Origin of the sequence: Nitrosomonas sp., from assembly GCF_021731985.1 — a bacterium.
Lineage (GTDB): Bacteria > Pseudomonadota > Gammaproteobacteria > Burkholderiales > Nitrosomonadaceae > Nitrosomonas.
In genome coordinates this window covers 1-12,440 of record NZ_JAKFWH010000027.1, presented here as the reverse complement: position 1 = coordinate 12,440, position 12,440 = coordinate 1, and the positions used below count along the sequence as shown (strand labels likewise).

The 12,440-nt window shown below is 46.4% G+C and carries 15 protein-coding genes; 11 read left to right on the top strand and 4 right to left on the bottom strand.

The features are described 5' to 3' along the window. Positions 1–6: 6 nt before the first annotated feature. Positions 7–1,446 (bottom strand): mannose-1-phosphate guanylyltransferase/mannose-6-phosphate isomerase, encoded by a 1,440-nt coding sequence (locus QZ942_RS03205; protein ID WP_292993206.1) that lies wholly within the window; start codon positions 1,444–1,446, stop codon positions 7–9. 369 nt (positions 1,447–1,815) lie between these two features. Continuing rightward, positions 1,816–3,546 carry a dihydroxyacetone kinase family protein gene (locus QZ942_RS03200; protein ID WP_292993204.1) on the bottom strand — a complete coding sequence of 577 codons (1,731 nt, stop codon included), beginning with the start codon at positions 3,544–3,546 and terminating at the stop codon, positions 1,816–1,818. 293 nt (positions 3,547–3,839) lie between these two features. Between QZ942_RS03200 and QZ942_RS14025 the strand changes: the two genes are divergently transcribed. The 9 genes from QZ942_RS14025 (at position 3,840) to nudB (ending at position 11,409) form a co-directional block, all read left to right on the top strand. Continuing rightward, positions 3,840–4,013: a GNAT family N-acetyltransferase gene (locus QZ942_RS14025; RefSeq protein ID WP_366835991.1), complete on the top strand. Its 174-nt coding sequence runs from the start codon at positions 3,840–3,842 to the stop codon at positions 4,011–4,013. Positions 4,014–4,053: 40 nt separating this feature from the next. After that, a complete protein-coding gene (gene dapF / locus QZ942_RS03195) occupies positions 4,054–4,881 on the top strand; it encodes a diaminopimelate epimerase (RefSeq protein WP_292993202.1) in 828 nt (275 codons plus the stop codon). A 17-nt stretch (positions 4,882–4,898) separates the two neighbouring features. Then, a complete protein-coding gene (locus QZ942_RS03190; protein ID WP_292993201.1) occupies positions 4,899–5,597 on the top strand; it encodes a DUF484 family protein in 699 nt (232 codons plus the stop codon). After that, positions 5,590–6,483 carry a tyrosine recombinase XerC gene (xerC, locus tag QZ942_RS03185; RefSeq protein ID WP_292993200.1) on the top strand — a complete coding sequence of 298 codons (894 nt, stop codon included), beginning with the start codon at positions 5,590–5,592 and terminating at the stop codon, positions 6,481–6,483. The genes QZ942_RS03190 and xerC overlap by 8 nt, the downstream gene beginning before the upstream one ends. 80 nt (positions 6,484–6,563) lie before the next feature. Next, positions 6,564–7,085 carry an ATP-dependent protease subunit HslV gene (gene hslV, locus QZ942_RS03180; RefSeq protein ID WP_292993199.1) on the top strand — a complete coding sequence of 174 codons (522 nt, stop codon included), beginning with the start codon at positions 6,564–6,566 and terminating at the stop codon, positions 7,083–7,085. A gap of 119 nt (positions 7,086–7,204) precedes the next feature. After that, a complete protein-coding gene (gene hslU, locus QZ942_RS03175; protein ID WP_292993198.1) occupies positions 7,205–8,536 on the top strand; it encodes an ATP-dependent protease ATPase subunit HslU in 1,332 nt (443 codons plus the stop codon). A 175-nt stretch (positions 8,537–8,711) separates the two neighbouring features. Beyond that, positions 8,712–9,026 carry a zinc ribbon domain-containing protein gene (locus tag QZ942_RS03170; RefSeq protein WP_292993197.1) on the top strand — a complete coding sequence of 105 codons (315 nt, stop codon included), beginning with the start codon at positions 8,712–8,714 and terminating at the stop codon, positions 9,024–9,026. 133 nt (positions 9,027–9,159) lie between these two features. Beyond that, the gene (gene aspS, locus QZ942_RS03165; RefSeq protein WP_292993196.1) at positions 9,160–10,947 is read left to right on the top strand and encodes an aspartate--tRNA ligase; all 1,788 of its coding nucleotides are present in this window, start codon (positions 9,160–9,162) and stop codon (positions 10,945–10,947) included. 12 nt (positions 10,948–10,959) lie between these two features. Next, positions 10,960–11,409, top strand: a complete 450-nt coding sequence (gene nudB / locus QZ942_RS03160; protein WP_292993195.1) for a dihydroneopterin triphosphate diphosphatase — start codon at positions 10,960–10,962, stop codon at positions 11,407–11,409. Positions 11,410–11,412: 3 nt separating this feature from the next. Here the strand turns inward: nudB and QZ942_RS03155 are convergent, their stop codons facing one another. Continuing rightward, a complete protein-coding gene (locus QZ942_RS03155; RefSeq protein WP_292993194.1) occupies positions 11,413–11,676 on the bottom strand; it encodes a hypothetical protein in 264 nt (87 codons plus the stop codon). 102 nt (positions 11,677–11,778) lie between these two features. On the opposite strand from QZ942_RS03155, the gene QZ942_RS03150 reads away from it, so the two are divergent. Together QZ942_RS03150 and QZ942_RS03145 are read left to right on the top strand one after the other, a co-directional pair. Next, positions 11,779–12,135 (top strand): hypothetical protein, encoded by a 357-nt coding sequence (locus QZ942_RS03150; RefSeq protein WP_292993193.1) that lies wholly within the window; start codon positions 11,779–11,781, stop codon positions 12,133–12,135. A gap of 36 nt (positions 12,136–12,171) precedes the next feature. After that, entirely contained in the window at positions 12,172–12,348 is a 177-nt protein-coding gene (locus tag QZ942_RS03145; protein WP_292993192.1) for a hypothetical protein, read from the top strand. Here the strand turns inward: QZ942_RS03145 and QZ942_RS14020 are convergent. Continuing rightward, a partial coding sequence (locus QZ942_RS14020) for an IS3 family transposase (protein ID WP_366835997.1) occupies positions 12,345–12,440 on the bottom strand: 96 nt, incomplete at its 5' end. The genes QZ942_RS03145 and QZ942_RS14020 overlap by 4 nt on opposite strands.

The window sequence follows — 12,440 nt, the reverse complement described above, 5'->3', positions numbered from 1 at the left end:
CCCAAGTCAAATGGTGCGCCCGTATGAATCCTGAAATCGTACGATATCGTCTTCGCCAAGATAAGTTCCCGATTGAACCTCTATTAGATGTAAGGGAATTTTTCCAGGATTCTCGAGACGATGCGATTTTCCAAGCGGGATGTACGTCGATTGGTTTTCTGTAAACAAGGTTTCTTGATTTTCTACAGTGACTTTCGCGGTGCCGCTGACGACTATCCAATGTTCCGCTCTATGGTGATGCATTTGAAGTGACAGTTTTTCTCCCGGTTTCACCATGATTCGTTTGACCTGAAAACGTTCTCCTTTGTCGATTCCTTCATACCAACCCCATGGGCGATGGACTCGCAGATGTTCGAGATGTTCCTTGCGCTGGCTGGATTCAAGGTGCTGTATCGCAGTCTTGAGATGCTGTGCCTTGCTTTTGTGCATTACCAGCACAGCATCGGCTGTTTCGACGACAATGACGTCATCGAGTCCGATTACGGCGACTAGGCGATTTTCCGCACGAATATAACTATTTTTGGTATCAAAAGCGAGCGTATCGCCACTGGTGACGTTACCATCGCCGTCCTTCGGTGCAATCTGCCACAGGGAATCCCAGGATCCGACATCGCTCCAGCCGAACTGTGCGGGTACCACGGCAGCACGATCGGTCACCTGCATGATGGCATAATCAATCGAATCCGATGGAGAAGCCGTAAACGCCTCCTTACCGGGAAGGATAAAGCCAAGATCCGTGGTTTTTTCTTGCCAAGCCTTCTGAACGGCGGCAAAGATATCCGGCCGATGCCGCTGCAATTCTTGCAAATAATTTTTGGCAGTAAAAACGAACATGCCGCTATTCCAGGTATAACCGCCTTCCTGTAAATAAGCTGCAGCGGTTTCCCGGTTAGGTTTCTCAAAAAAAGATTGAACCTGATAAGCAGTCAGTGCAATGGGCGTGGCAAACGAAAGCGCTGCACCGGCTTTAATATAACCATAACCTATCTCCGGTGCAGATGGCACGACACCAAAAGTCACCAAATAACCTTCTTGGGCCGCCACTTTCGCTGTTTCCACCGCTTGTGCAAAAGCAATCGGATCGTCAATGACGTGATCGGCTGGCAAAACGATCATCAAGGCGTTTTCATTGATCTGCGCCAGATGAAATGCGGCAAGCGCAATGGCTGGTGCGGTATTGCGTCCAACTGATTCAAGATAAATTGCTTCCGGCTTGATTTTTATCGCTTCACATTGTTCCTGGATCAGGAAGCGATGTTCGGAATTACACACAATAATTGGTGCCTGCGTATTCGATAGTGCGGCTGCCCGGGCGAGTGTGGCCTGCAGCATGGTTTCTTTTCCAACGAGCGGTAACAGTTGTTTGGGATAATTGGCGCGCGAAAGCGGCCACAGCCGGGTGCCACTTCCACCGGAAAGGATGACGGGGTGAATGTTTACGTTCATTTGCTTGAAGTATCCTTATTTTTTACGAGACACACATGACAAGACGATGTTCACTTTCTGAATTTGAACATTGCCAATACTGCAAGGCATCTGCCCGATTGTCAAATGGGTGACAAAAAGGCTGGCACGGTAACGTTTATTAAGTAGGGTGGATTGTTACATGGTAAGCGCTGAAGACAGTTAATAAATAGAAGTTTTTTACTGGTTTATTTTGTGTTTTTGATACTAAGGAAGCTCTGATTAAGTTGATTACATTCATGGTTAGACAAGCTGGCCACGAATGTAATCGATATATTGCCGTTCGTCCCAAGTCTGTAATCGTTTCAGCTGCCGGTGTGCGAAAAATGCGCTGGTTGAAATTGGATGGGTTCAAGAACAGCGCTCTGTAAGTACTTCCCCAACTGAACGAATGATCAGGGCCATTGAAATAGCGCCAGGATCAGGGAAACTCATACTTTTCTCTGCGTGAGGACGCGCGCGGCCAATCTTGGGCAGAAGATGTGCTGTGGCCTGGGCCGCTTCATCGGCGATAATCGTTGCAGTCGCCCAGGCATCCGGAATCGAGAGGCCACGGGATGCTCCACAAGCAAGCGCAGCGGTAAATGGGTGGAGAACATCGATCATGGTTTTATCGCCTATTTGTGCTTTACCGAGATCGATTACCCCGCGAAGTGCGGCAGCAGTGCCAGCGGCAATTGCTGAGGTATTCGGCCTAGCCGCGTCACCGAGGACGTCACCCAATTCACGCAGAATGACCCCCCACAACGCACCGGATGTGCCTCCTGCCCGGTCGGACCAAGCATCGCCGGCAACCTTGAGCAACGTTCCTGCGCCAGCCTTGGCAACGAGTGCTTCCTTAGCCGCGGTGACTGCTGCAGTGAGTCCGCGTTGCATGCCGATGCCGTGATCACCATCTCCGGCAATCGCATCCAGGCGCCCGAGTTCGTCTTGATTCTTATCGATTGTTTGCCAGGCAGCTTCGAGTGCTGCAAACACAATCACCGCAGTCGCTTGCGATTGTTTAGACCCGGCGTTTAACTGGTGTGGATTTTTTAGTGCCGCGGTATCGACCGCTTCCCCAGAGGATGGCGTGACATTCCCTCGACGAAATGTCGGCGTATCGGCCGCAGCAATCCAAGTTTGTTCGAGTTCATCGTTCATCCAAAACAACGTGAGCGAAACACCCGCCATGTCAAAGCTCGTGATCAATTCACCCACTTCCGGTTCGACAATAATCAATCCGCGCGCGGAAAGCAATTGATCAATCTTACGATAAACCACAAACAATTCTTCGTACTTGATGGCGCCGAGGCCGTTGAGTATTACGCCGACACGAGCGCCTTCAGGGCTACTGATCACTGCAGGAATTTCTGCAAGCAGCTTGTCGACCAAAAGCGCTGCCAAGCCATCGGCAGTTGTTGCATTCAAGCGGTAAAGTCCGGGTTCCCCATGAATACCCATCCCGATTTCCATTTTCCCGCTTTCGACTTCGAAAAGCGGCTTGTCCGCACCCGGAAGAGTGCAGCCAGAGAAAGCGACACCCAGCGTGCGTACGCGATCATTTGCTGCAGTGGCGATACGGAAGACATCATCGAGCGATCTTCCCGAATCGGCAGCGACAGCCGCCGCTTTGAAAACGGGCAGAGTACCGGCGATGCCGCGTCGTTTATGGCCTTCAGAGACGGGTGCCGATGCGGTGTCATCGGTTACAACCACTGTGCGCACGGCAATGCCCAAAGCACGGAGGCGTTCTTGCGCTTGATTGAAATTGAGGACATCGCCTGCATAATTACCGTAGCAAAATAGAATGCCGCCTCCGGCATTCACAGCTTGTGCGACATTACAAATCTGCTGTGCTGATGGCGACGCGAAGACGTTTCCCATCGCAGCACCGTGCGCCATTCCGGAACCGACAAAGCCGCCAAACGCCGGGTAGTGACCCGAGCCGCCGCCGATAACCAACACAACCTGACCGGGCTTGGCCTTATGTCGACGGATAACGCCGCCATCTACCCGATGTAACCGGCTAGCATGTGCCGCTACGAGGCCTTCAACCAACTCATCTGCAAATTTTGTAGGGTCGTTAAATAGATAAGTCACTTTTGGTTGATTTCATGTGATTTTGATTTATGCTCAGCGAGTCATTGAAATATGTTTACACGGTAGCCGATGTAAGGATAGAACACGCGAAGAAGTGCAGTTTATGCATGTAAAGAGCATTTTGAGCTTGTTTCTAACACCGCAGCGGCAACACAGCGAATAATTCAACGGGCTGCTCGATCGAAATATGCAAAAATATCTCAGAGTTGATGATGCGGCTAATAAAATAAGGGTTGTTAGAAAGAGGGTCAAGAGAAATTTACAACTTTGATTGATTGACTCCAAACAGTTGTATGTGCACGAACAGACCGGAAAAGCTTAAAATTGAGAGACTATATATTCATTCTGATTATCATCATAAAGGGCAGGGCACTATGCTGGAGACCGATGCCATCGATATAATGCAGGGAAATAACTTCCAATTACTGATCCTGGCGGACAACAAACATGACTCCAAACAAAATTAGACTTTTCTTAACAAAACTGAATCGCTGGGATATTTAATCCATGAAGCTGAAATTTACCAAAATGCAGGGTTTGGGTAATGATTTTGTCGTCTTGGACGGCATTAACCAATCGATAAATCTTGATCAACAACAGATTCGCTTGCTCGCCGATCGGCATTTCGGCATCGGCTGCGATCAATTATTGCTGGTTGAAAAAGCTGCCGGTCAGGCTGATTTCCGTTATCGTATCTTCAATGCCGATGGTAGTGAAGTTGAACAATGCGGCAACGGTGCACGCTGTTTCGTCCGCTATGTTCACGACCATGGCTTGACACAAAAAAATGAAATTCGCATCGAAACACTTAGCGGCGTAATATCGCCGAAACTGGAAATCAATGGAAATGTTACGGTCAATATGGGAAAACCCCTATTCGAGCCGGAAGCAATTCCTTTTGTCGCTGAGAAAATTGCTTTGACTTATCAGCTTGAAATGCCGGATAAGCCAGTTACAATAAGCACTTTGTCGATGGGTAATCCGCATGCTGTACGGGTGGTTCAGGAAATTGAAACTGCACCGGTAGAGACGGAAGGTGCCTTTATAGAGACACACCCGCGTTTTCCCAAAAGAGTAAATGTTGGCTATATGCAGGTAATTGATCGTAACCATATCAAATTGCGGGTGTTTGAGCGTGGCGCTGGTGAAACACTGGCGTGCGGCACAGGTGCCTGCGCAGCAGTCGTTACGGGCATTAATCTGGGTTTGCTGGATAATCAGGTCACTGTCAGCACACGTGGCGGTAAGTTGACAATTGGCTGGCAGGGGGAGGATGCCCCCGTATGGATGACCGGTCCGGCAGTTACAGTGTTTGAAGGTGAAATAAATTTGTAACCAACTAAGGAAGAATGATGAAACCGGAAGATGTCGCGCAGTATCTACAGGAGCACCCGCAATTCTTCAATGAATATGCTGATTTACTGGCAGATATTCAAATTTCTCATCCGCAGGATGATAAAGTGATTTCGTTGAATGAGCGGCAAGTGATCTCATTAAGAGAAAGAAATCGCGTATTACAGGATAAATTACTTGAACTGATCAGTTTTGGTGAAGAAAATGACGCTATCGGTGAAAAAATGCACCGGTTGGCTATTGCGTTGCTTTCTGTTTCCAGTTTGGACGAGTTTTTTAGTGTGTTGTATTTCAGCCTGAAAGAAGATTTCGCAGTTCCGCTTGTGGCAATTCGTGTCTGGGATATTTCCTGTAGCGGAAATCCCTATACCGAATTTACGCCCATTAGTGAGGATATTCATGTCATTGCCGCGAGTTTGTCACAACCGTATTGTGGCAATCATATCGCGGATGAGATCAAGCAATGGTTTGGTGAGGGCGCTGAACACCTCAATTCATTCGCGATGATTCCATTGAATACAACACAAACCATCGGCTTGCTTGTTTTGGGCAGCCCTGATGTAGAAAGATTTTATCCCGAAATGGGGACACTGCATTTAAAACGGTTAGGGGAGTTGGTGTGCACCACCATTACCCGTTATGATCAAGTGGAAACTGTAAGCCGTGAAGCAATGCAAGATCACGTAACCAATGAGTAGTAAACCTGAAACACTGGCCGCTGCATATATCCATCATCTGACTTATGAACGGCGCTTGTCACCGCTCACCAGTGAAAATTACGCTCGCGACATTCGTGTTCTGTTTAAACATTTAAATAAAGACGATTTGGAACAGGTTCAATTTCTGAATATCCGTCATGTCATTACGCAGCTCCATAGCAAAGGATTGTCTGGTAGAAGTTTGACCAGAATGTTATCGGCATGGCGCAGCTTTTACAATTATTTGATCCGCAAACATCACTATCAGCACAATCCCTGCATTGGCATGCGTGTCCCCAAATCACCACAAAAACTGCCCAACGCACTTTCTCCCGATGAAGCTGTACAGCTATTGACTTTCTCACCCGATGGCATTTTGATGGCGCGCGATAGTGCTATGTTTGAATTATTCTATTCTTCCGGTTTAAGGCTGGCTGAATTGGCGCAATTGAAGCCTGCGGATATCCATTTTGCGGAGGGAACGATAAAAGTTCTGGGGAAGGGCGGGAAGGAACGTATTGTCCCGGTCGGTGCTTTCGCGATTCAAGCATTAAAAGTCTGGCTTGAACAACGCTTATTGATTATTAAACCCGAGGTAACCGCACTTTTTTTATCGCAGCGCGGCGATGGGATTAGCGCCCGCACCATCAGCCATCGTCTGAAAAACAGAGCCAGGCAGCAGGGTATCCATCAAAATGTACATCCGCATATTTTGCGGCATTCTTTCGCCTCCCATCTGCTGCAATCCAGCGGAGATTTGCGTGCCGTTCAGGAAATGCTGGGGCATGCGCATATCACTTCCACGCAAGTCTATACTCATCTGGATTTCCAGCATCTGACAAAAGTTTACGATACTACGCATCCACGAGCGAAAAAAAGAGATTGAGTACGCAAAGAATCTTTCAATCTGAATCGACTATGTTTTATACGTTATAATGATACTTTGTAATACGTTCTGTAAATTCCATGACAACAATTGTTTCAGTAAGGCGAGGCCGTCAAGTTGCATTGGGTGGTGATGGTCAGGTAACACTCGGTGCTGTTGTGGCCAAATCCAGTGCCCGCAAAGTTCGCAGACTCTATCATGATAAAATCCTTGCCGGATTTGCCGGTGGTACTGCCGATGCTTTTACCCTGTTCGAACGATTTGAAGGCAAACTGGAAGCGCATCATGGCCATATTATGCGCGCGGCTGTAGAGTTAGCCAAAGACTGGCGCACAGACCGGATTCTGCGCAGATTGGAAGCTATGCTGGTTGTTGCCAACGAGGATGCGACGTTGATTATTACCGGCGCTGGCGATGTGATCGAACCGGAATTAGGTCTCGCTGCCATTGGCAGTGGCGGTTCTTTTGCATTGGCTGCCGCCCGTGCGCTATTGGAAAATACCGATTTGCCGCCCAAGGAGATTGTGAAAAAAGCACTCACAATCGCAGGTGATATCTGTATTTATACAAACCAGGATCATGTCATCGAAACCATCGACTGAGTTATTCCTGCCAACGTATCAAGAACGCATTTTTTATTACTATAGAGATCGAGCAACGATTTGTTTGATCTGTAATCCGGAAGTCCTGTTCATATTTTATCTATTGCAGAATTAACATTATGTCTCAAATGACCCCGCAGGAAATTGTCCATGAGCTGGACAAACATATTATCGGTCAGGATTCAGCCAAGCGCGCCGTGGCGATTGCGCTGAGAAACCGTTGGCGCAGACAGCAAATTGCCGATCCGCTACGTCAAGAAATTACGCCCAAAAACATTCTGATGATCGGGCCGACAGGTGTGGGAAAAACTGAAATTGCGCGTCGTCTGGCAAAATTGGCGAATGCCCCCTTCATCAAGATTGAAGCCACTAAGTTTACCGAAGTTGGCTATGTTGGGCGGGATGTCGACTCGATTATCCGCGATCTGGCAGAAACAGCAGTTAAAGAATCGCGCGAGAAAGAAAACAGAAAGAAACAACCGCTTGCAGAAGACCGTGCGGAAGAACGCATTCTCGATGCCTTGTTGCCGTCGGCCAGGGATTTTGACTTGAATTCAACTGCTGAAGATCAGAATAGTGCAACCCGTCAGAAGTTTCGCAAGAAATTGCGCGAAGGTGAGCTAGATGACAAGGAGATTGAAATTGACGTGGCTGCACCACGTGCCAATATGGAAATCTTTGCCCCGCCTGGAATGGAAGACCTGACATCGCAGATTCAAGGAATGTTTCAGAATATGACCGGAGATAAAAAGAAAACCCGTAAGCTGACGATTCGCGAAGCCAGAAAAATGCTGCTGGAAGAAGAAGCCGCGAAAATGATTAATGATGAAGAATTGAAACTAACAACGATACAAAATGTGGAGCAGAATGGTATTGTTTTTCTGGATGAGATAGACAAAATCGCTAGTCGTGCAGGAAGTACAGGTGCGGATGTTTCACGCCAAGGTGTGCAACGGGATTTGCTTCCTTTGGTTGAAGGCACAACTGTATCAACCAAATACGGCATGATCAAAACCGATCATATCTTGTTTGTAGCCAGTGGTGCATTTCATATGTCCAAGCCCTCTGACCTAATTCCAGAATTGCAAGGACGCTTTCCCATTCGTGTAGAGCTGACCAGCCTGAGCGTCAGTGATTTTGAACAGATTCTAACCAATACGGATGCATGCCTGACTCGTCAATATGAAGCGCTTCTGGCCACAGAAGGTATCCAATTGCAATTTTCCAGCGATGCGATTAAACGTCTGGCCGAGATTGCGTATTCCGTGAACAGTAAAACTGAGAATATCGGTGCCCGACGGTTGCACACCGTCATGGAAAAATTGCTCGAAGAAATTTCTTATAATGCAACCAAGCACAGCGGTGAGACCATTGTCATTGATGCATCGTATGTTGATGCGCGTCTCAAGGATCTGGCGCAAAGCGAGGATCTGGCTCGGTATGTGCTGTAATTTTATTTCTATATATGGGTTAAAGCCACTGTCTTTAGACGGTAGTTTTGATATAAATTTGTTGATTCCTGTGCGTTTAGCGTAGCTACATATCTGCAATGGCATAGATGCGTATCAAAAAAGATGGTTAAGGTATAATAACCGGTTTCTCATTATTGGATTGTTGGAGGTCTATATGCCTATTTATGAATATCTTTGCAATTCATGCGGTGCCGAGAAAGAACATTTGCAAAAGATTAGTGATGCACCCATTGCGGCTTGTCCTGTTTGCGGCAGCAGTAACTATACAAAACTGATATCCGCTGCAGGATTTCAATTGAAAGGCAGTGGCTGGTATGTCACTGACTTTAAGAATAACAAAGTAAAGCAGACAGATACCAAGCCGGCTACAAAAGAAGGTGTACAGTCAACAGCACCTGCCACTCAGGATACGGCGGCAGCCGCAACTAAGGAAAGTAGCCCGGTTTCTACTGCAGCTGCTGCTGACTAGTCGATCGAGAAATATCGCTTACGCTGCCATGCAACAACTGATCCAATCTACATTTTTTGCCGCATAGATATCGATATCCTGCGGCCTAATAACAAAGAATCGTAATCTCACCTTCAGACTAATAAACAGAATTATGCGTACAAATTACTGTGGCGCCATTAATGCCGATTATCTTGATCAATCAGTGACACTTTTTGGTTGGGTTCATCGGCGCAGAGATCATGGCGGTGTGATATTCATCGATTTGCGCGATCGCGAAGGTCTGGTGCAGATCGTTTGCGATCCTGACAATGTTGAAACATTCCAAACCGCAGAAAAAATACGCAATGAATTTGTGTTGAAAATCACAGGTAAGGTAAGAAGACGCCCTGAAGGAACGATCAATACGTCCTTATTCAGCGGTGAGATAGAGATTCTGGTCGCAGCGATAGAGGTATTGAATAGCTCGCTGACACCGCCTTTTCTGATGGATGATGACAATATTAGTGAAGTCGTCCGATTGGAGCATCGTTATCTGGATTTACGTCGTCCGGTGATGCAATCCAATCTTCGCTTGCGCCATAAAGTAGCGATGGCGGTGCGGGTGTTTTTGGATCAGCATGGGTTTCTGGATATTGAAACACCGATGTTGACCAAATCCACACCGGAAGGCGCGAGAGACTATTTGGTTCCGTCACGAGTTAATGCCGGTCATTTTTTTGCATTACCGCAATCGCCGCAGTTGTTCAAGCAGCTCTTGATGGTATCGGGATTTGATCGTTATTATCAGATCACACGTTGTTTCCGCGATGAAGATTTGCGCGCGGATAGACAGCCGGAATTTACGCAAATCGATATAGAAACATCTTTCCTGTCAGCCGATGAAATTATGTCGCTGATGGAAGAGATGATACGCGGCCTGTTCAAGACCTTAAATAATGTGGATTTACCCAACCCATTTCCACGTTTGACCTATGCAGACGCGATGTTCAAGTATGGCTCGGATAAGCCGGATTTACGTGTCTCATTAGAATTTACCGAATTAACCGACATCATGAAAGATGTTCCTTTTAAGGTGTTTCGTGAAGCGGCGGAGAAGCCGGATGGCCGCGTTGCTGCATTGTGTGTGCCGAGAGGTGGGGAGTTGTCGCGCAAGGAAATTGATGACTATACCAGCTTTGTGGCGATCTACGGCGCGAAAGGATTGGCTTACATTAAAGTAAATAATCTGGCCGATGGCGTTGAAGGGTTGCAATCGCCGATTCTGAAATTTCTGCCGGAAGAAACCATTAAAACAATTCTTGCGCGCACTAATGCAAAGAATGGCGATTTGATATTCTTCGGCGCGGATAAAACTAAAGTCGTCAATGAATCTTTAGGCGCATTACGTATCAAAATTGGTCATCAGCATGGTCACGCTGAATCTGGCTGGAAACCGTTATGGGTTGTTGATTTTCCAATGTTTGAACGCGATGAAGAAGAAAATCGCTGGCAAGCGCTACATCATCCCTTCACATCGCCTGTCGATGGGCATGAGGATTTATTGGAAACAGATCCCGGCAAAGCAATCTCAAAAGCTTATGATATGGTTCTAAATGGCTCTGAAATTGGTGGCGGTTCGGTACGGATTCATCGTCAGGATGTTCAGTCTAAGGTGTTTCGTGCTTTGAATATTTCCGCACAAGAGGCGCAAGAGAAATTTGGTTTCCTGTTAGAGGCACTGCAGTATGGAGCCCCGCCGCACGGGGGCATTGCATTCGGTTTAGATCGTATTTTAACTATGATGACCGGTTCAGAATCAATCCGTGATGTGATTGCATTCCCCAAAACACAACGTGCACAATGCCTGTTAACACGCGCGCCGAGCACTGTGGATGAAAAGCAGTTAAAAGAACTAAACATTCGCCTACGTCAAACTGAAACAAAGCCAGCGAATGGGTAGTTTACTGCTTTAATGTATAAAATCCCGGTTTCTGTTCTGGTGGTAATCTACACGACTGATCTACAGGTTCTACTATTGGAGCGAACGGATCATCCAGGTTATTGGCAGTCGGTTACCGGAAGCCAAAATCCAGGTGAGACACTGTATCAAACCGCAATACGTGAAATTTCTGAAGAAACCGGCTTAAATGCTGCCAATCATTCTTTAACAGATTGGCAGGTTGAGAATCAATATGAAATATACGAAGAATGGCGCTGGCGCTATGCGCCGGGTGTCAAAATCAATACCGAGCATGTATTTGGTTTATGCTTACCTGGTATACCATCGATAAAGATTGCTGCCAGGGAACATTTAAACTACATTTGGTTGCCTTGGCAACAAGCGGCTGAAAAAGTATTTTCAAGCAGTAATGCGGATGCCATTCTTAGCTTGTCTGTGCACCAACAATCTGGTCAGAAATAATCCTTAATCCACACCACCTTCACCGGCAAATCGTTCAAGATATTTTTTGATGATTGTTCGGGTTTTTATATTGTGTACATGATAAAGCACAATGTAATTGACGATTCCGTGCATCGCTAAAGCGAGTAACAAACCTTCGAAAATACCGAGTTTGTACACAAGCAGGGCGCACAATGTGGCCAAAATCATTGCATACTGACCTTGATGCGCAACATGCAATAGCCCCATGATCATTTTCCAGCCGGTAAAAATCATAATAACGGCCAAAGAAAATTTAGGTAGATATTCCTTTAACTATAAGCTCCCAAGGAATCCTTTGCTTTATATCATTCTGCCACGCAGCATGTAAAAGCTAAGAAACGCGCTCCGATGACGTTTTATATTTTTCTCGTTGCCATCCTGCTAACCATCGTATTTGCTTATTTTGGCATTCAGAGAGTAGTAGCTAAAACTAATCCGGATACTGAAATTATATTATCTGACGAAAAACCGATAGAGCAGCCGGTTACTGTTACACCGCAGCCGGTCCAGCCGGTCGAGTTACAGCGTAACCTGTTTGATGTCCAATTACTGACACATGACATTGACTGGTCAATCGTATCCGCTTGTTTAGCGAGTCCTAAACTCGGATGTGTTTGTTACGGCCAATCCGGACAGCGTTTAGTTGTTCCAAAGGAATCCTGTGAACTCGCTGTTACCTCCGGCTGGCATCGTAAGAAAGCATAAAACAAACCCCTTTATTTTTTTACAGGAGTATTTGAAGTGAAACAATCACAAGAAAGATTTAATGAAATAATGGAATCACTTGACGAATTGAGAATGTTTCTAATTCTTGACAATCCAAACATACAAGAAAAAGAGAATACAGAAGCTTTAATTCGTGATCTTGAAGTCGAACTCGAAGTGACCTGGTCAAGTAAAACCGGACACCCCAGTTAAGCAACTTTCATCGTTTTTGCTGCTTCAGCTTCATATTGGTTCGGACTTTTGTAATCCAGGTATGAATGCAGTCTTTGGTTGTTATAAAACAC

Excerpts from the sequence above, each read along its gene's own strand:
- hslU (WP_292993198.1), top strand. The coding sequence starts at position 7,205 with ATGTCTCAAATGACCCCGCAGGAAATTGTCCATGAGCTGGACAAACAT.
- QZ942_RS03190 (WP_292993201.1), top strand. The coding sequence starts at position 4,899 with ATGAAACCGGAAGATGTCGCGCAGTATCTACAGGAGCACCCGCAATTC.
- xerC (WP_292993200.1), top strand. The coding sequence starts at position 5,590 with ATGAGTAGTAAACCTGAAACACTGGCCGCTGCATATATCCATCATCTG.
- QZ942_RS03150 (WP_292993193.1), top strand. The coding sequence starts at position 11,779 with ATGACGTTTTATATTTTTCTCGTTGCCATCCTGCTAACCATCGTATTT.
- hslV (WP_292993199.1), top strand. The coding sequence starts at position 6,564 with ATGACAACAATTGTTTCAGTAAGGCGAGGCCGTCAAGTTGCATTGGGT.
- QZ942_RS03170 (WP_292993197.1), top strand. The coding sequence starts at position 8,712 with ATGCCTATTTATGAATATCTTTGCAATTCATGCGGTGCCGAGAAAGAA.
- nudB (WP_292993195.1), top strand. The coding sequence starts at position 10,960 with ATGTATAAAATCCCGGTTTCTGTTCTGGTGGTAATCTACACGACTGAT.
- QZ942_RS14025 (WP_366835991.1), top strand. The coding sequence starts at position 3,840 with ATGTGCACGAACAGACCGGAAAAGCTTAAAATTGAGAGACTATATATT.
- aspS (WP_292993196.1), top strand. The coding sequence starts at position 9,160 with ATGCGTACAAATTACTGTGGCGCCATTAATGCCGATTATCTTGATCAA.
- QZ942_RS03205 (WP_292993206.1), bottom strand. The coding sequence starts at position 1,446 with ATGAACGTAAACATTCACCCCGTCATCCTTTCCGGTGGAAGTGGCACC.
- dapF (WP_292993202.1), top strand. The coding sequence starts at position 4,054 with ATGAAGCTGAAATTTACCAAAATGCAGGGTTTGGGTAATGATTTTGTC.